Origin of the sequence: Cypionkella sp., assembly GCF_036782355.1 — a bacterium.
Taxonomy (GTDB): domain Bacteria; phylum Pseudomonadota; class Alphaproteobacteria; order Rhodobacterales; family Rhodobacteraceae; genus Cypionkella.
Genome location: NZ_DAIPZF010000012.1, coordinates 50,689 through 69,126 on the forward strand (window position 1 = coordinate 50,689; position 18,438 = coordinate 69,126).

Sequence of the window (18,438 nt, forward strand, 5' to 3'; positions counted from 1 at the left end):
CAGATCGCCCGCAACCGAGACGCCGTTACGCCCGTTTACAACCAGATTTCCTGCCATTGTGCCGCCATAGCCCGCAGCCTTGGCAACATCCATCACCAGCCGCGCATTGTCCAGCCGCACCACTGCCTGCACCGCCCCCAGCTTGACCATTCCCAGATCAAGCCCTTGGGCAGAAAAGGAAATATCGGCGTCCATCGCTGAAAGCGCCGAAAGATCAATGCGGTCTTGCGGCCAGCCCTGCGCCTGTGCGCCACCCCCCGCGCCGCCGCCTGCACCGCCCGAGGCGCTGGCCAAATTCAGCGCGCCCGCCACCACTTTGGCCGAGATTTTCGCCCGCGCGCCGGGGGTGTAATCGGCATCGACCGACAGCTTTGCCCCGTCCAGCACCACAGAGCCGCCACGCAGATGCGCGCTGCCTGCTTGCGTCAGCGTCACCGCCCCGGCCAGCTGCACCGCGCGCTGGCCCAGACCTGCGGGCATCTGCGGCGCGGCAATGCCCGCCAGCGCCGAAATCGCGCGCAGATCGGCAAGATCGGCTTGCAGATTGCCCTCGGCCACCGGCCCCGCCCAGCCCGCGCGGCCCTGAAAGCTGATCTGCGCGGCCCCTGCGCTCAGATCCAGCGCCGCACCGCCAACTTTGCCATCCAGAAAATCCTGAAAGCCATCGACGCGGCCCTTGGCGGAAAAATCTTGCCCGTTCATCTGCGCGGTCAAATCAAAGCTGGCAGGTCCGGTATAGCTTGGCAGGCTGGCCCGCGCCGTGATCTTCGATAGCGCCACTTTGGTGCCCGCAGCATGGTCGATAAACACCACCTCGCCGCCAGAAATCATTGCTTGATCAAGGCTATAGCTGCTACCCACACCGGGTGTCTGGGTCGAGATCGTGCCCCCCGAGCCCCCCGCAGCTGCGGCGCCAAATACCCAGTTTTCCTGCCCCTTGGTCGAGCGTTCCAGCACAATTTTAGGGTCAATCGCTTGCAAGCTGGTGATCTTGACCTCGCCAGCAATCAACGCGCGCGCGTCCAGCCCAATCGAGAGCGCCTGCGCCGACAGCATGGGCCCCGCGCTTGACCAATTGGCATTCGACACCGAAATCGGCCCGGTTTGCACGCCCAAGGTTGGGTAAAACGAGGGCCGCACCGCACCTGAAATGACCAGATCGCGGCCGGTCAGCGCGTTAAACTGCGATACCGCTAGGCTGGCGATTTTCTCGGTCGGGATCGCAAACAGCGCACCAACCGCCAAAACCACCACGAAAATCAGGGCGAAAACAGTCCGAACAATCCAACGCATACCAAGCCTCATTGATTTCTACCCTAGCCTAAGGCCTTGGCTTCAAAACACAAGCGCTTGCCCCAGCAACGGCAGCCCTTCGCGCGTAAACAGCTGTGAGAGCCCCCCTATCGCGCTTTCATGTTTCGCGATATATGCGGCGGCATGTCGCAAAATCCTCCGCTGCCAAATCTTGGCCTCCGCCCCGATCTCGCCCCAAAACTGACCCTGCGCGACACGCCGCGCCCGGGCCAGCCGACCATTGGCATGGTCAGCCTTGGCTGCCCAAAGGCGCTGGTTGATAGCGAACGCATCCTGACGCGGCTGCGCGCCGAGGGCTATGCCATCAGCCCCGATTACAAGGGCGCCGATGCGGTGATCGTCAACACCTGCGGCTTTCTCGATTCGGCCAAGGCCGAAAGCCTTGAAGCGATTGGCGAGGCGCTGGCCGAAAATGGCCGCGTCATCGTCACCGGCTGTCTGGGCGCGGAACCCGAATATATCACCGGTGCGCATCCCAAGGTTTTGGCGGTGACCGGTCCGCATCAATACGAGGCGGTTCTGGACGCTGTGCATCGTGCCGTGCCCGCCAAGCCCGACCCCTTTATCGACCTTTTGCCCGCAAGTGCGGTGTCACTGACCCCGCGCCACTACAGCTATCTGAAGATTTCAGAGGGCTGCAATCACAAGTGCAAATTCTGCATCATCCCCGATATGCGCGGCCTGTTGCAAAGCCGCCCCGCTCATGCCGTGCTGCGCGAGGCTGAAAAGCTGGTGCAATCGGGCGTGCGTGAATTGCTGGTGATTTCGCAAGACACCTCGGCTTATGGGCTTGATCTGAAACATGCCACCGATCGTGGCCACCGCGCCCATATCACCGATCTTGCGCGCGATCTGGGATCACTGGGCGCTTGGGTGCGGCTGCATTACGTCTACCCCTATCCGCATGTGCGCGACCTTATTCCGCTGATGGCCGAGGGGCTGATCCTGCCCTATCTCGACATCCCGTTTCAGCATGCCGACCCGCAGGTTCTTAAACGCATGGCCCGCCCTGCCGCTGCCGCCAAAACGCTGGACGAAATCGCGGCCTGGCGCGCGATTTGCCCTGAAATCACCCTGCGCTCGACCTTTATCGTCGGATATCCTGGCGAGACCGAGGCCGAGTTCCAGACCCTGCTGGATTGGATGGACGAGGCGCAGTTGGATCGGGTGGGCTGTTTTCAGTATGAAGACGTCGCTGGCGCACGGTCAAACGCGTTGCCCGATCATGTGGCGCCCGAGATCAAGCAAGAGCGCTGGGATCGTTTTATGGAAAAGGCACAAGCGATTTCCGAGGCAAAACTGGCTGCAAAGGTTGGAAAAGTGCTAGACGTCATCGTGGACGAGGTCGACGCCGATGGCGCCACCTGTCGTAGCATGGCTGATGCGCCCGAGATCGACGGCAACCTGTTTATCGATGAAGGCTTTGAGGGCTTGCAAACCGGCGCAATCGTCAAGGTTCGTGTCGATGAGGCGGGCGAATACGATCTTTGGGGCCGCTTGGTCTAAGGCCCGCCCCCCGCCTGCGAAGGGGGCAGAGCTTGTCCGATCACGCGGTTTTGCACTGCATCAGTCCTTGGCCGCACGATCGCTGCGGCTGATCCGCAAAACCGCGCCGGCAAGCCGCTCTAGCGGCAGTTCTTCGTCAACAGCGCCGATGATTTTCGCCTCTTTCGGCATGCCATAGACCACGCAACTCGCTTCATCCTGACCGAATGTATAGGCGTTCGCGGCGCGCATTTCCTTCAGACCGCGGGCGCCATCGTCGCCCATGCCGGTCATGATCACCCCAATCGCATTGCGTCCGGCCACCCGCGCAACCGAGCGAAACAAGACATCAACCGAAGGCCGATGCCGCGAGACCGGGGGGCCGTCTTTAATATCAATCTGATAGGTCGCGCCGCTGCGCTGCACCAAGAGATGCTGGTTTCCAGGCGCAATCAAAGCATGGCCGCGCAACAGCCGGTCGCCGCGCTTGGCTTCCGAAACAGTAATCGCGCAGCTGGTGTTCAACCGTTCGGCAAAGGCGCGGGTGAAAGCTGCGGGCATGTGTTGCACCACGACAATGGCCGGCGAATCTGGCGGCATCGCCTCAAGAAAGATCCGCAGCGCCTCGGGCCCACCGGTTGAAATGCCGACGGCAACGATTTTTTCAGTGGTCTGTGTCATCGCTGTTGCATTGGCGGGCGGCGCAAGGATTACATCGGCACTGTGTTTGGATTCCACTTTATGCGGGCGGTGCGCGAAAACGCGGGCCTTACTTGCGGCCTTAACCGTCTCAATAATGGTGCGGTGGCTGTCGTTTAGAAAGGATTTGACAGCCATTTGCGGCTTGCAAATCACATCCACCGCGCCCGCTGCCATGGCTTCAATATAGGTTGCTGATTTTTCCGCGACCAAAGACGAGCAAATCACCACCGGAATCGGATGTTGCGCCATCAGTTTACGCAGAAAGGTAAGCCCGTCCATCCGCGGCATTTCCACATCCAAAACAATGACATCGGGGCGTTCGTGCCGCATTTTCTCGGCCGCGATAAAGGGATCAACCGCGGCGGCCATCACCTCCAAATTCGGGTCTGAATTGATAATATCGCTGAGGCATTGCCGCACGACGGCACTGTCATCGACGATCAGCACGCGGATTTTTTTCTGCATTCCTGCACCCTTGTTTTCATTTAGCATTGCATGCCTTTCTGTAGACCGATGGCGCCACCTGTGTCAGATCCTCTGGTAGGTTCGAGATCGCCTCTGCATGGCCTGTGATGAGATACCCCCCAGGCCGAATGCGCCGCAAAACGTTCTGAATTGCGGCATCTTTTTCTTTTTGTTTAAAGTATATCAATACGTTGCGCATAAATGCGACATCTGCTCTTTCGGAAAAACCCACCTCAAGATCGACAAGATTCGCCCATTTGAAGCGGGCCTTGCCGCGTAGGTCGGGGGTGACGCGAAACAGTGTGCCGCCTGCGCTGATCTGACTCTCGGGTTTCGAACGCAAGATATAGGCGCGGCGCAAGTCTTCGCTGAGCCCCGACAGTTCTTCCAATGTGAAGACTGCATTCGCCGCTCGGGCCAGCACGCGACGCGAGACATCGGTGCCAAGCAGCGACCAGCGCGGCCTATCTGGAGTCGAAAGGCAGAACTGGTGCAACACTATGCCCGCAGTCCAAAGCTCTGACCCAATGGAACAGGCCGCCGACCAGATCACCAGCGGCCATTCCTTTCCTGCGCCCAATTGCATCAGATTGGGCAGGCCGGTGGTTTTCAGAAAATCGAAATGCGCCCGTTCCCGAAAAAAATCCGTGGTATGAGTGGCGAGCGATTCCACCAGAAATTGAGCCTCACTCGCGCCGTGGATGCCGTTGAGCCGTGCAATATAGGCGTCGGTGTCGGTCAAACCCAGTTCTTTAAGCCGCCGGTTGACGCGTAGCCGCAGAAAACCGCTGTTGTTTGGATCGACATTGATCCCCGAAAGCCGTTTCACCGTGCCCACAATCTGCAAGGCATCCCGCGCAGCGATTGGCTGCTGCAAGGTTTGGCTTTGTGCCATCATCTCTTGGATCGTGCGGTTTTCTTGGTTGCGCATGGTTTAGTCGAAATCAAAGGGACCGCGCAGATCATTGGCCAGAAGCCTGCTGAAAGAGAGGACATAAACCAAGCGGCCATCAATCCGCGCGACGCCGTCCAAGATAGAGGCGTCCCAGGCGCCTAGCGCCGCAGGTGCTGGTTCGATTCGGTCCGCGGCAATATCGGTGACATTACGCACCTTGTCTGCGATGATCCCGATCGGGGCTTTGCTGCTGGATCCGATTTCCAGAACAATGATCCGCCGATGGGGCGAGGCAGGATCCGCGGCCAGCCCCAGTTTGTTTTGCAGGTCAAGCACCGCAAGGCCTTCGCCGCGCACATCAATCATTCCCAAAAGCTCCATCCCCGCATTTGGGAGGGGAGCCACGGGCTGCATATCCAAAATCTCGCGAACATCGCAGACATCGGTGGCCAAGGTTTGATCGCCAATATCGAAGGTCACATAGGTTGTGATCGGTTCAGAAGCGGTCGATGCCGTGTCAGTTTGGTCGCCAAAGCCGCCGAAGGGGCTTGAGGTTTGTGCTGCGATGGAGGGAGCTGCGGTCATGAAATACTCTTGAAGATCAGGGATTAGGGGGCAGGGGGGCCGTAATCGGCACCCCCGCGCATCGATCAATAGCGTTCAAACTCTTGATCTGACACCGACTCCGGGCTGAGGTCGAGCAGGATGCCATTGGTCCCGTTGCGCTTTCCACCTGCGCTTGAAGCCACGACGCTTGTGGAGACTTCAGTCTCGCGGCGTTTGTTAGGACCCGCGGCGCCGCCAGAGCGTACCGATTTGTTTGCCGCAGATTGACGCTTGGCTGCTTTTGCACCAGAGGCTTGCGCGTCTTTGCCAAGCTCGAAAAAGCCAATCACCTCATGCAGCGATTCTGATTGCGCTGCGAGTTCCTCGGAAACCGAGGCCGCCTCGGTGGCTGAGGCCGCATTGCTTTGGATGACAGAGTCGAGTTGCCGGATTGCTTGGTTGATCTGATCGGCGCCGGTGTTCTGCTCGCGCATGGCGGTCGAGATTTCCTGCACCAGATCGGCGGTGCGCTGGATGTTTGGCACCAAAACTTGCAGCATCTCGCCAGCTTTTTGGCTGACTTCGACGGTTTTGCCCGAGAGCGCATTGATTTCGCCTGCTGCCTGTTGGCTGCGTTCGGCCAGTTTGCGCACCTCGGAGGCGACGACAGCAAAGCCCTTGCCGTGTTGGCCTGCGCGTGCGGCCTCGACCGCAGCGTTCAGCGCCAAAAGGTCAGTTTGGCGTGCGATTTCTTGAATAATTGTGATCTTATCTGCAATCGTCTTCATCGCCTTCATTGCCTCGTCGACCGCTTTGCCGCTGTCTATGGCCTGCTGCGCCGATTGGGTGGCGATTTTTTCGGTCTGGGCCGCATTATCCGCGCTTTGACGGATATTGGCGGTCATTTCTTCCATCGCACTCGAGGCCTGCTCGGCGGCGGCAGCCTGTTCGGTGGCCCCCGAGGAGAGTTGCTCGGCAGTAGCCGACATCGCATGGGCACCGGTGGCGACAGAATTCGAGGTCGAGCTCATATCGGAGACGACTTCGCGCAATTTGACCAGCATCACCTCTAGCGCGATGCCCAGCGAATCCTGATCCGAGCGCCGCTCGGTCTGCACCGTCAAATCGCCGGCACTGATCCGTTCGGCGACAGTGGTTATTTTGCGCAGCACCTCGCTCATATTGCCCATGGCCCCCAGAAGGTCGGCGATCTCGTCATGGCTGTTTGTGGATGTATCCGCAGACAGATCGCCCAGAGCCACTTTGCGCGCAACATCCACCGCGCGCGACAGGCCACGGCTGATCCCAAGCGAGACCCAGAGCGCGCCAGTAATGCCGATTGCCATCGCAAGGCCCAGTATCGTGAAGAACAACATGCGTTTTGAGGCGAAATCTGCATCGGCCAAGTCGCGAGCCTTGTGCAAATCGGTCAAGCTGGTCAGGCTTAACTCGTCCGTTGCCGTTTGCAGCGTCGACAGGGTATCGCCAAGCGCGCCTTCCAGCAGATCTTTTGCGCGGAATTCGGTGTTCTGGTGTGAGAGTTCCAGTGATTTCTGAGTGCGCTCGTCTATTGCAGCCAGAGTCTGCTGCAAGGTTGCAAATTCTTGTGCGCTGCCAGAGCCGATCATCTTGCTCATTGTGTTCAAGCTCGTCTTGATGCGGGCCAGCTGCTCTTGCGCCTTGCCGATGTGCTGGGGAATGACCCCATCGATTGGTTCAAGGATGGCATCCTTTTCCGAGATCAGGGCCAGACCCAATGCGACATTGATCGTGTCCAATTCTGCTTGCAGTCCTTCGGGCATGACCATGGCATTGGCGCGGGCCTTGTCGATCAGGGCTGTCATATCCTTGTCCAATTGCATCAATTGCGCTGGCAGAATATCCATCGAAAGTTGACGGGCCTGCTCCAATGTACCCTGCCGCGACAGATCGAGTACCGTGGCTTCGAACTCCTCCATCCGCGCAAGATTTGCCTTGATAGCCTCAACTTTCGGGATAGTCTCTTCCTTCGCCAGTTTCGAGATCGCCAGAAGCGATTGCTCTGTTTCAGCGTTTAGGGTTCTGATCTGGTCTTCGTAGGTCTTCTTCTCGACGCCATCTGTTGCCGCAAGATGCTTTGCCAAAAGCACATCAATTTGTAACATATTGCGCTGGGCCTTGCCAGATTGCAGCACCTGTTCGGCGCGGTTGTTGACCAGATAGGCGATGGTGTCATTGGAAGCTGACATCGCGTTTACAGCCAGCCAAGAGAGGCCCGTCAGCATGGCGAGGACCACGAAAAATGTGGCTCCGAGTTTGGTTTTGATACTTAGACGCATGGGTAAAATCCTTCTTTCGCCCTTCTGGGGTCACGCATTGGCCGTGGGCGAGGGTTCGGGTTGGAAGAGGGTGCTGGCGTTCAACAAGACAACCAGACCTTTGGTGTGGCGCAGGACACCCAGCACATAGGTGTCGGGCCAGGGCGCTCCGAGTTTGGGCACCGGTTCCAGTTTGCCAAGCTCAACGTCGATGACCTCTTCCACCGCATCCGCCAAAAAGGCGAGGCGGGTTGGCGTGTCCTTGATCGTGGTCTCAACAACGACAATACGCGCAGTGGCGCCCGGTGCGGCGGGCGCCATCCGCAGGCGGTGGCGCAGGTCAAGCAGCGGCACCACGGCGCCGCGCACATTGATCAGACCGGGCGCGAAGGCCGAGGCATTAGGAACGCGTGTGATCTGGATCGGATCTATGATCTCATTCACCATGGGCACGGGAAGGCCAAAGGCCTCTCCCGAGAGCCGCATGATAAGCGCCATCTCGGCGGTTTCGCTGGTCGCGGCGATCTGTGGGCTTTGTGTGCGGAACGTCTGTTGCATATCCATCGGGTCGCCCTTTTTATGCGGCATTGCGCAGATGCTCTTGTGCGGCCCAAGCCCGCCGCGCCAAGAGCCCAACATCGGCGATCAGCGCAACCGAGCCATTGCCCAAGATGGTCGCACCGGCAAAACCTTCGAGCCCGCCGTGATAGGGGCCAAGTGATTTGATAACGGTTTGATTTTGTCCAAGAATATCGTCAACCACCAAACCAACCCGCACACCTTCCGCCTTCACGATCACCACGCGGCGGCGTTGTTCATGGCCGGGCAGGTCGTCGAAAGCGTCAATCAGATCAATGAAGGGCACCAGATGTTCGCGGATTTGCAGCATGGTTCGACCGCTTTCTCGACCGTGTTCGATACTGTCGAATTCGACACATTCCTCGACCGAGGCGAGCGGGATGACGTAGCTTGCCGCGCCCACCCGCACCAAAAGCCCGTCGATGATGGCCAGCGTCAACGGCAGGCGTAGGGTTACGCGGGTGCCTTGGCCGGGGTAGGATTTGACGTCAACCGAGCCGCGTAGGGCAGAAACCGTGGTCAGGACAGCGTCCATGCCCACACCGCGTCCCGAAACCGAAGACACTGTGGCAGCGGTGGAAAAGCCGGGTGCGAAGATAAGTTTGTGAAGTTCGGCGGTGCTGATCTCGTCTTCGGTGCTGATCAAACCGCGGTCAACCGCCTTCTTGCGGATGGCTTCAGCATCAAGACCCTTGCCGTCATCCTCGATCGAAATCAAAATCTCGCCGGCCTCTTGGCGCGCTGAAAGCCTGAGGCGCCCCTTGGCGGGTTTGCCGCTGGCGCTGCGCTCTTGGGGGAGTTCGATGCCATGGTCGATCGAATTGCGGATCATATGCACCAGCGGCTCGCTCAGTCGATCCAACACATTCTTGTCGATTTCGGTATCGCCGCCCTGCGTTTCCAGTTCTATCTCTTTGCCAAGTTCGGCGGATAAATCGCGGACAACGCGGCGAAATTTACCAAATACCATTTCGATCGGCAGCATGCGCACGGAAAGTGTTGCATCGCGCAGGCCGGTGACAAGGCGTTCCACCTCCTCGACCAAGCCTTCAAGTGCGGGTTCGTCGATGCTGTTGGAAATCTGACGCAGACGCGCCTGTGCTATTACCAATTCGCCCAATTGATCGAGGATTTCGTCAAGTTTAGCCGAGGAGACCCGCACACTGTCGCCTGCGGTGTCATGCTTTTGCGGGGGCGCTGCGGCGGTTTCGGTTGGCTTGTCTTCGCGCTGATCGGGCTGAGGGCTGCCAGAGGCTTCGCCTTCAACCTCGTGAATGTCGAGATCTGCATCATCGGCAAAGATGAACACGGCTTCAAGCGCCGAACGTGGCTGCGCCGTTGTCAGGGCCACCTGCCAGGCAAGATAGCTGACGGAGGGGTCAAAGCTGTCAAGCGGCGGGACGTCCTCTGCATTGATCGTCACCACGGCCTGACCGAGCGCCACAAGCTCTTCGATCAGCCGATCTGGCCGCATGCCGTTTTGCAAAGCAGTCGCGGCAGGACGAAAACTGATATGCCAAAGCCGTGTGGCGGCAACCAGCGGGGTCAGCGGCACACCATTGTCTAACGCGGCGTCCAGTTCGGTCAGGAGCGCCACGAGGGGCGCTGAGGTCACCAGCGCAGCGGTCTCGGGGCCATCACCACCGCAATCGAGCATCGCCATCATCTGATCGCGGGCCTTTAGCACCACATTGATCAGCTTTGGACTGATCGCCAGATCGCCGGATCTGACGCGGTCAAAGGCATCTTCGAAATGATGGATAAACCCTGCCATCAAGCGAAATCCGAACATCGCACCGCCACCTTTGAGCGTATGCAGACTGCGAAAGACGGCATCGACGGTTTCGGGATCGGGGCGCTTTTCCAGATCCAGCAGGGCCTCTTCCAGCCCCTCTAGAATATCGCGCGATTCCTGCACATAGGCAGTTACAGCTGGGCTAAGATCTACCATGGCTTAGCCCGCCAATTTCTTGGTGACAGCCAAAAGCATGTCGGCGTCAAAAGGTTTGTTCAGCCAGCCCGTTGCACCTGCGGCCTTGCCCTCTGCCTTCAGCTCGGCCTTGGTTTCGGTGGTCAGCATCACAATCGGCACGCCAATCCCCTTGGGGTCGCGCCGTGCGTTGCGAATAAAATCAATGCCATTCATCACCGGCATGTTCAGATCGACGATCACCAGCGCGACGGTTTCTGCCTGCAATTGGGTGATGCCCTCCGCCCCATTTGCCGCTTCGATCACTCGGTAGCCAGCGCCTCGCAGGGTCAGCCCGACCATGTCTCGGATCGCCTTGCTGTCGTCTATCGTCAAAATGGTTTTTGCCATCACTGGGCCACCTTTTTAGAAATTAAGTACGCAGGGCTGTGCCCAAAGCGCTTAAAGCCTTTGGACCAAAGCCGAGGAAGCAGCTCTCAGCCTCCAGACTGCGTTTGCAGGAAAGTGCGATTTGCAGCGCGAAAACATTTGGGTTTTCCGCGTCAAATTCGATCTGAAGCGGCAGCCTTTCTGCGAGCCTGCGCGCAAAGCTCGCACAGGCCTCTTTTGCCTGCTGCGGCTCCAGATCCGCTGGAATATCTAAGGTCGGCTGGGGTGGCAAAATCTACCCTCCTCTTGGTCACAAACTCGGCTGTCTTTCCAAGATCTAGCCGCAGATTCTTCCCAAGTGGTTAATCTGATCCCTCTGAATTCCCTGCATTTTCGCTAAAATTTTTTAGAGTCCGCATTAACCTTCCATTCAAGAAATTCGGGCAGTTTGGGCGGAGGATATAAAAGGCTGATGCCTGCGGGGGCTTGTTTTTGCAGAACGGGTGGAATGAACAGTGATGTGGCAAGACGAAGCCTTCCGCATGCAGTCAGCGGGCGTCGATGCGATGGCGGCGTTTTCGAACAGCATCTCGACGCTGTCTTCAGAGACAGAACAGCTGTCGCAACTTTGCCGCAGGATGCTGGAGCTGAATGCGGCTGATAGCGCTTTGGAAAGGCTGCAAACTTTGGGCGGCGTTATCGCAGAGCTGTGTCAGTTTCTGGACCATTGGCTTGCCCGCACCGAGGCTGGCGAGGTCAGCGAAAACTCGATCAAAATACGCCGCGATCTGGTTGATTTTCACAAGATTGGCGTCCAGTTTCGGGTCGTGGCCTCGCTGACTGCGATCAATGCCAGCGCCAGTACGACCGATATGCAGGGGTTTATCGAAGAGCTGCGCGCGGTGCCTGAGCAGATTCGCGAGGCCGTCGGCATGCTGCAATTTCGCATGGCCACGGTGGATGAGGCGGTCGATGCCGCCGTGGTCTCGGCGCGCGCAGGGTTGGGCGTGATGGAGCAGGCGCGCGACACACTCGCCGCGCATGAGCGGGCATCGCAAGCGACCTTTCGTCAGATTGTACAGTCGCGCCATGCGCTGGAGGAGATCGGAAACCGCTTTCTAAGCCAAAGTCAGGAGCAAACCAAAGCTCTGGTGCGCGGCTTTCAATACTCTGATTTCTTTGCCCAATGGCTGGATCATATCGCCCGGATGCTGGCCTTTGAGGCAGAGCTTGGCCCTGCGGTGCGCCTGTTGGCCGCGCGCCAGCTTGAGGCTTTGGCGCAGCAAGGCGAGGAGACGGTGCACGAGATTTTATCGGCACTTCAGCGGCAGTCGGCCAATATGGGGCAGTTTACCAGGGATTTTGCCGCCCAAAGCCAGATGGGGTCGCAGGGAAATGCCGCGCTGCAAAACCTATTTGCCGCGATCCTGACTTCGCGGGAGCAGGCGCTGCCGGGGATTTCAACTGCTGTGACCTCTTCGCGCTTGGTACTTGCAGAAATCAGCCAGTGTAATCATAGCTTTGAGGCATTGGTTGGCCTGAGCGGTGTGATGGATCTTGCCGCGATCAATGCGCGTGTGCGGGCGGCCCGCGAAGAAAAAGCCCGCGCCGCGATGGCGTTTTTGTCTGGTGCGGTGATGGAGGGCGCGCGCGCCTGTCGAGATCTGCTGCGGCAATCCTCTGCGGCACTGACCAAGGTTGCCGAGGTGCAAGACGTCGCCATGTTGGATCGGTTGGTCGATTGCGTCGAACGGTTCGGCGCCGCCTTTGATCTGTGCCAGACCGAGTTGACCCAAAGTGAAGCGCGCGGTCAAAGCCTTGCGGGCACGCTAGAGGCTGTCTCTGCTTTGATCGGCCATTTGCAGGTGATGGTGAAAGAGTGCCAGCAAACTGCGCAAAATCTGACGCAAATTGTACAAGAGTTGCGGGCCTTTGGCAGCCGCCTTGCTGCGGGGATCGCCACTCCGGTCAGCTGGCCGGACATGCAAGCCATCTATGACAGCTACACCATTCAAGCCGAACGTGACACCCACGACCTACTGCTGGGGCGGCCGCTGTCGGTGCCAGCTCCGGCTAAGCTGCCGGAATTGGACGATATTTTTTTCTAATTGGGACATCGACCTGTCAGGCGGGGCCCTAAGGCGCCTGCACCGGAGAGCCTTCGTTGATCATTTCTTTGCGCCCTTCCTCAGCGGGGCCTGCTGATGTGCGTGCATCCATCAGTGGCTTTGCGTGGTTGGGTGGGGCATAGATCGTGTAAAGGCAGAGGCGTTTTTTCCCAATATTGGTAAGATTGTGGCGCAGACCGGCGGGCACCACAATGGCATCGCCGGCGCTGACCAAAATCTTGGCCTTGCCAATTTTTATCTGGCCTTTGCCTTTTTCGATGCGAAAGAACTGGTCGTGGGCCGAGTCAATCTCGGAGCCGATTGCCTCGCCTGATTTCAAAGACATAAGCACCAGCTGCATCTGGCCCGAGGTGAACAGCACCCGCCGAAAGTCATCATTGTCTTTTGCCAGCTTTTCCAGTGGCGCAACAAAACCTTGCATGTCGCTCTCCTTCTTTGCTGCTCAAGCCTAGACCCGCAATCGCCCGCGTGCCCTGATGCAGATTAGGGCGGTAGGGCCTTTGCAGGGGCCGCTCGGTCAAAGAAACGACCTTACTGAGGCTGCAACAAAGCAGAGTTCTTAGCATTGGATTGTCTGTGCTGCGACGCGATATTTTAAAATTACAGTGCCCAGAGCTGGCAACTTTATATGTCGTAAGCGGAATGCAAATGAATTTTTGTAATTCACGGTCGGGTTTAACGGATGGCGCCCCAAAATACGCTCCTGTTTTTCCAATCAAGGCCAAACAAGATCAGCACATAGCGCCTGGTCTTGCGCGTTTAACCCCAGTGTTCAGACCCTACGGGCAAATATTGGCTTGCGGTTTTAAACCCTTGGCCGTGCCTGAGGGCTGCGTGCGGAGTTTGGCATGTGAAAAAGGCGCGTCCCGAGGGGCGCGCCTTGGAATGTGCAAGCCAAGCCGCCCTAGCGACGGCGGTCGCGGCGCGCACTCATCGGCTGGAAGGCCACGCCAACATGGGCGTCGCAATAGGGCTTGCCCGGTTGCGAGGGCAGGCCGCAGAACCAGAAGTCTTCCGTCGCAGGATCGCCGATCGGCCATTTGCAGGTGCGCTCGGTCAGCTCCATCAATGAAAGTTTTTTGGCGTGCTTTTCGACCTCGCGCACCGAAGCCAGAGCCTCGGGCGAGATTTCATTGGCCGAAGGTTGTGGTGGCAGTGGCTGGCCGGCGGGGATGATCGCCTTGCGCATCGGAATCGGCAGCACCACGGCGGTAGAGGCTGCGGGGGCTGCGGCAGGCGCAGGTGCAGGCGCGGGGCGTTCGGCCGCCACCGGACGTTCGACCGGGGTCGGACGCGGGGCAGGCTCTGCGCGCGCGGCAGGTTCTGCGCGGGGGGCTGGGGGTGCGGCGGCTGCGGCCACGGGGGCTGCTTCGGCTGCATCTTCGCCAGCGGCGACGCGGTTGGACAGGCCCAGTCTATGCACTTTGCCGATCACCGCATTGCGGGTGACCCCGCCCAATTCCTTGGCGATCTGGCTGGCAGACTGGCCCTCGGCCCACATTTTCTTGAGCGTTTCGACACGCTCGTCGGTCCAGGACATGGCGAACTCCGGTTGAGGGGCCAAGCATTGGCCTTTGACCCCTATTCTATTCGGGATGGCGTGGGATACAAGCGGGACGCAATAAGATCAAGCGGCCGGTTTGATTCGCGCGGCGGTTATGGGCTGAAAGTGCAGCATTGACAGCCCTTCCTCGCCCCCAGATAGGGGGAGGGACGGCGGATCGCAAGGGCAGGCGGCAGGGTCGCCAAGAAAAGGATGATGTGGGATGCATGACTTTCGCGAACAGCGGGCGGATACTTTCGAGACCTTTGCCAAGGTTGGGCGCGGGGTAAAGCTGCCAAAAACCTCGGTGGTGGTGTTTGAATTCATTGCCGAAGAGGTGGAAACCAATTGGGCTGCGGCCGAAAAGGCGCTGCGGGCCAAGGGGTTTCGCACCACCCATGCTGGCGATGTCTTGGAAGCGCGGATCGGGCCGATTGCGATTGAGGCAGAAACGGTTTGGCAATGGGAGCGGTTGGCCACGGAATGTGTGCTGCCGTTTGAGTTTTATCCCGATGGCTGGGAATTGGCGGATTAAGCATTCCGGCTGATTTTGCGGGCTTGCGTGCCCGGGGGGGCGGTGGAGCCTCCGGCGGGGATATTTGGGCCAAGATGAAAGCGGCAGGAGAGGCGCCTGTTTGGCCGCGCCGCGGGCAAACCCGCAGCGAGGGGCTCGATGCCCCGAGGGGCGGGGCTATGGGCTGGGTTTGCCGCCGATCCATGTGGCGCGGATGGCGCGGTCGTCGCCGAGCATGATGGTGGGGAACAGCGCTTGCCAGATGTCTTCGGCGCGCGCGCTGGCCTGGGCAATGGCGGGGGTTGAGGCGAGATCGAGGATGATGAGGTCGGCCTCAATTCCTTTGGATATATTGCCGATATGGTCTTGGGCATGCAGCGCGCGTGCTGAGCCTGCGGTGGCAAGCCACCAAAGTTCGGCCGGATGCAGGGCTTTGCCACGCAGCTGTGCCACCTCGTAAGCCGCAGCCATGGTGCGCAGCATCGAGAATGACGAGCCGCCGCCGGTGTCGGTGGCAAGGCCGACGCGGATGTCTCGCGCGAGGGTGATATCAAACAGGCCAGATCCGATGAAGGTGTTTGAGGTTGGGCAATGCACCAGGCTTGCATCCACTTCGCGCAGGCGGTGTTTTTCGCGCTCTGTCAGGTGGATGGCATGGCCATAGACCCCGCGCGAGCCCAAGAGGCCATGTGCCTCGTAGGTGTCAAGGTAATCGCGCGCCGCGGGATAAAGCTCGCGCACCCAGGCGATTTCGTCGATCTGCTCGCTGAGATGGGTTTGCATCAGGCAATCGGGGTGTTCTGCCCAAAGCGCGCCGAGGGCAGCCAGTTGATCGGGGCTGGAGGTTGGCGAAAACCGCGGCGTGATCACATAAGACAGTCTGCCCGCGCCATGCCAGCGCTGCAACAGCGCTTTGCTGTCGTCATAGGCCGATTGCGCGCTGTCTTGCAGGCCTGCGGGGGCGTTGCGGTCCATGCAGGTTTTGCCGGCATAGGCGCGCAGCCCGCGGGCAGAGGCGGCGGTAAAGAAGGCCTCGACGCTTTGCGGGTGGATGGTGGCGTAGCTGCACATCGAGGTGGTGCCATGCGCCAGCGCCAGATCGAGATAGCGGTTTGAAATCTGGGCCGCATAGGCGGGATCGGCAAAGCGCATCTCTTCGGGGAAGGTATAGCTGTTGAGCCAATCAATCAGCCGTTTGCCCCAAGAGGCGATGATGGCGGTTTGTGGATAATGCACATGGGCGTCGATGAAGCCCGCTGAAATCAGGCATTTGCCGTAATCTGTCACCCTTGCGGTGGGGTGGGCTGCACGCAAAGCATCCGCTGGGCCATGGGCAAGGATCTTGCCGTTTTCCACCACCACAGCGCCACGGGTTTCATGGCGTGCGGCTTGCAGCCCTGCGGTGAAGGGGTCTGCGTCAAACGACAGCACTTGGCCTAGCAAAATGTCGCTCATCTGACGCTCCTGTTTTCTGTTTCGCTTACACTAAAGCGTTCTGGGCTGAGGGTAAATTTCCCATTGCCCCTGTTTGTCAGAAACAGCTTTCGATAAGGTTGGCTCAATAAAGCGTTTTGAACCTGCTGATAAGGAGCGGATCGAAGGCGGCTTGGGGGTGTGATGAGCGACGAGATGGCAGTGATGGACGAAGATAAGGTGCACGCAGATCGCGTGGGCGCCATTCTTCAGGCTGTGGAAGCAGGCCAAGCAGATCGGGTGACCGAGCTGATGGAGCCTTTGCATGCCGCTGATATTGCTGACCTTTTGGAGCAAATCGGTGGGTCTGATCGTCGCGCGCTGTTGCAACTTTGGTCGGGTCAGATCGACGGCGAGATCCTATCCGAGATTGACGAGTCGATCCGTGAAGAGGTGATCGCCTCGCTGCCGCGCGAGGTGGTGGCCGAGGCCATGCGCGAATTGGATACCGATGATGTCGTCGATATTCTGGAAGATCTGGAGCGGCCCGCGCAGGATCTGATTCTGGGCGCGCTGGAATTGGCTGACCGGGTGGCGGTGCAGCAGGCGCTGTCTTACCCTGAATACAGCGCAGGCCGTCTGATGCAGCGCGAAGTGGTTGTGGCACCCGAGCATTGGAGTGTGGGCGAAACCATTGATTTTCTGCGCGAGGCTGAGAGCCTGCCCGATCAGTTTTACCATGTGATTTTGGTTGATCCGCGGATGAAGCCGGTTGGTTATGTGACGCTTGGCCGCTTGCTGTCGAGCCGGCGCGTGGTGGGCTTGCGCGCGATTTTGGAAGACACCTTTCGCACCGTGCCTGCGACCGAAGCCGAGGAAGATGTCGCCTATCTGTTCAACCAATACCACCTGATTTCCGCCCCCGTGGTCGATGATGGCGGCCGGTTGGTGGGGGTGATCACCATTGATGACGCAATGAATGTGCTGGACGAGGAACACGAGGCTGACATGCTGCGTCTGGCCGGTGTGAACGACGAATCCAGCCTGTCGGATACGGTTTGGGAGGCCGCAAAGGGCAGGGCGGTTTGGTTGTTTGTCAATCTGCTGACGGCGATTTTGGCCTCGGGGGTGATTTCGTTGTTTGCGGCCGATATCAATAAGATGGTGGCGCTGGCGGTGCTGATGCCGATTGTCGCTTCGATGGGGGGCAATGCCGGCACCCAGTCGATGACGGTGGCGGTGCGGGCCTTGGCGACGCGGGACTTGACGGCGCAGAACGCAGGCCGCGTGGTGCGCCGCGAGGTGCTGGTGGGTGCGCTGAATGGTCTGGTGTTCGGGCTGGTGCTGGCGGGGGTGGCGGGGCTTTGGTTTGGCGTGCCGATGCTGGCGCTGGTGATCGGGCTTGCGATGATGTTCACGCTGGTGGCCGCCGCCATGGGGGGGATTTTGATCCCGATGGCGCTGGAGCGGTTTGAGATTGATCCGGCGCTTGCCTCGGGGCCTTTTGTCACCACGGTCACCGATGTGGTGGCGTTTTTCGCCTTTTTGGGGCTGGCCTCGAAGGTTTTGCTATGAGTGCGGCGGCTTTGGATTTGGACGCGCAAAAGGCTGCGGCGCGCAAGCTGGCCTTTGCCGCGCGCAAACTGGCCTTTGCGGCGGGGCAGGGGCAGGCGGGAGCACTTTTGGCCGATTATCTGGCGCCTTACCGCGGTTTGGCTTTGGCCGGATATATGGCGATGCGGACCGAGGCCGACCCGATCGAGGCAATGCGGGCGCATCAAGGCCCGGTCTGCGTGCCGGTGATTGTGGGCGCGGGGCAGGCCTTGCGGTTTCGGCAATGGACGCCGGGCTGCGAGATGGTGGTGGGCGAATTTGGCGCGCAGATCCCCGCCGAGGGGGCCTGGATTGAGCCCGAGGTTTTGATCGTGCCCTTGGTTGGATTTGACGCGCGCGGCTACCGTCTGGGCTATGGCGGCGGGTTTTATGACCGCAGTCTTGAGGGCCTGCGGGCGCGGCGGGGGGCTGTGGCGGTGGGCTTTGGCTTTGCAGCGCAGCAATTGGGCGAGGTGCCGATTGACAGCTATGACCAGCGCTTGGATGCGATGGTGACGGAGCTGGGGGTTTTGCGCTTTGGGTGAGGCTGCTGTTTAAACAAGAACAGGGCTTTGTCGCTGTGAGGGGAAGAAGGGGGCTCTGCCCCCGGGGCGCTTTGCGCCCCTCCCCCGGGATATTTTAGGACAGATGAAAGGCGCGCGCA

General features: G+C 59.4%; 16 protein-coding genes. 5 read left to right on the plus strand and 11 right to left on the minus strand.

Features of this window, described 5'->3' with window-relative positions; translation table 11 throughout:
* On the minus strand, positions 1–1,293 hold a 1,293-nt coding region (locus tag V7Q10_RS06640), incomplete at its 3' end, for an AsmA family protein (protein WP_333868280.1).
* Positions 1,294–1,437: 144 nt separating this feature from the next.
* Here V7Q10_RS06640 and rimO point away from each other — a divergent pair.
* Entirely contained in the window at positions 1,438–2,820 is a 1,383-nt protein-coding gene (gene rimO / locus V7Q10_RS06645) for a 30S ribosomal protein S12 methylthiotransferase RimO (protein WP_333868281.1), read from the plus strand.
* Positions 2,821–2,880: 60 nt separating this feature from the next.
* Here the strand turns inward: rimO and V7Q10_RS06650 are convergent, their stop codons facing one another.
* The 7 genes from V7Q10_RS06650 to V7Q10_RS06680 all read right to left on the minus strand — a co-directional run bounded on the left by V7Q10_RS06650 (position 2,881) and on the right by V7Q10_RS06680 (position 10,603).
* Positions 2,881–3,966, minus strand: a complete 1,086-nt coding sequence (locus V7Q10_RS06650; RefSeq protein WP_333868283.1) for a protein-glutamate methylesterase/protein-glutamine glutaminase — start codon at positions 3,964–3,966, stop codon at positions 2,881–2,883.
* A 16-nt stretch (positions 3,967–3,982) separates the two neighbouring features.
* Positions 3,983–4,861 carry a CheR family methyltransferase gene (locus tag V7Q10_RS06655; RefSeq protein ID WP_333868284.1) on the minus strand — a complete coding sequence of 293 codons (879 nt, stop codon included), beginning with the start codon at positions 4,859–4,861 and terminating at the stop codon, positions 3,983–3,985.
* A gap of 39 nt (positions 4,862–4,900) precedes the next feature.
* Positions 4,901–5,446 (minus strand): chemotaxis protein CheW, encoded by a 546-nt coding sequence (locus tag V7Q10_RS06660; RefSeq protein WP_333868285.1) that lies wholly within the window; start codon positions 5,444–5,446, stop codon positions 4,901–4,903.
* A 65-nt stretch (positions 5,447–5,511) separates the two neighbouring features.
* Complete coding sequence (locus tag V7Q10_RS06665) at positions 5,512–7,725, minus strand: HAMP domain-containing methyl-accepting chemotaxis protein (protein ID WP_333868286.1); 2,214 nt, start codon at positions 7,723–7,725, stop codon at positions 5,512–5,514.
* A gap of 30 nt (positions 7,726–7,755) precedes the next feature.
* Complete coding sequence (locus V7Q10_RS06670) at positions 7,756–8,268, minus strand: chemotaxis protein CheW (RefSeq protein WP_333868287.1); 513 nt, start codon at positions 8,266–8,268, stop codon at positions 7,756–7,758.
* Positions 8,269–8,281: 13 nt separating this feature from the next.
* Complete coding sequence (locus V7Q10_RS06675) at positions 8,282–10,234, minus strand: chemotaxis protein CheA (RefSeq protein ID WP_333868288.1); 1,953 nt, start codon at positions 10,232–10,234, stop codon at positions 8,282–8,284.
* A 3-nt stretch (positions 10,235–10,237) separates the two neighbouring features.
* On the minus strand, positions 10,238–10,603 hold the full coding sequence (locus V7Q10_RS06680) for a response regulator (protein WP_333868289.1): 366 nt from the start codon (positions 10,601–10,603) through the stop codon (positions 10,238–10,240).
* Between the two features lie 497 nt (positions 10,604–11,100).
* Between V7Q10_RS06680 and V7Q10_RS06685 the strand changes: the two genes are divergently transcribed.
* The gene (locus tag V7Q10_RS06685) at positions 11,101–12,690 is read left to right on the plus strand and encodes a hypothetical protein (protein ID WP_333868290.1); all 1,590 of its coding nucleotides are present in this window, start codon (positions 11,101–11,103) and stop codon (positions 12,688–12,690) included.
* 28 nt (positions 12,691–12,718) lie between these two features.
* Here the strand turns inward: V7Q10_RS06685 and V7Q10_RS06690 are convergent, their stop codons facing one another.
* Both V7Q10_RS06690 and V7Q10_RS06695 read right to left on the minus strand, forming a co-directional pair.
* Positions 12,719–13,132: a cupin domain-containing protein gene (locus V7Q10_RS06690; protein ID WP_333868291.1), complete on the minus strand. Its 414-nt coding sequence runs from the start codon at positions 13,130–13,132 to the stop codon at positions 12,719–12,721.
* A gap of 483 nt (positions 13,133–13,615) precedes the next feature.
* On the minus strand, positions 13,616–14,251 hold the full coding sequence (locus V7Q10_RS06695; RefSeq protein WP_333868292.1) for a GcrA family cell cycle regulator: 636 nt from the start codon (positions 14,249–14,251) through the stop codon (positions 13,616–13,618).
* Positions 14,252–14,477: 226 nt separating this feature from the next.
* Here V7Q10_RS06695 and V7Q10_RS06700 point away from each other — a divergent pair, with 226 nt between their 5' ends.
* A complete protein-coding gene (locus V7Q10_RS06700) occupies positions 14,478–14,789 on the plus strand; it encodes a hypothetical protein (protein ID WP_333868293.1) in 312 nt (103 codons plus the stop codon).
* Positions 14,790–14,945: 156 nt separating this feature from the next.
* Here V7Q10_RS06700 and guaD read toward each other — a convergent pair whose 3' ends face one another.
* On the minus strand, positions 14,946–16,223 hold the full coding sequence (guaD, locus tag V7Q10_RS06705; protein ID WP_333868294.1) for a guanine deaminase: 1,278 nt from the start codon (positions 16,221–16,223) through the stop codon (positions 14,946–14,948).
* 162 nt (positions 16,224–16,385) lie between these two features.
* On the opposite strand from guaD, the gene mgtE reads away from it, so the two are divergent.
* The gene (mgtE, locus tag V7Q10_RS06710) at positions 16,386–17,756 is read left to right on the plus strand and encodes a magnesium transporter (protein WP_333868295.1); all 1,371 of its coding nucleotides are present in this window, start codon (positions 16,386–16,388) and stop codon (positions 17,754–17,756) included.
* On the plus strand, positions 17,753–18,319 hold the full coding sequence (locus V7Q10_RS06715) for a 5-formyltetrahydrofolate cyclo-ligase (RefSeq protein WP_333868296.1): 567 nt from the start codon (positions 17,753–17,755) through the stop codon (positions 18,317–18,319). Before mgtE ends, V7Q10_RS06715 begins: the two co-directional genes overlap by 4 nt.
* Positions 18,320–18,438: the final 119 nt, after the last annotated feature.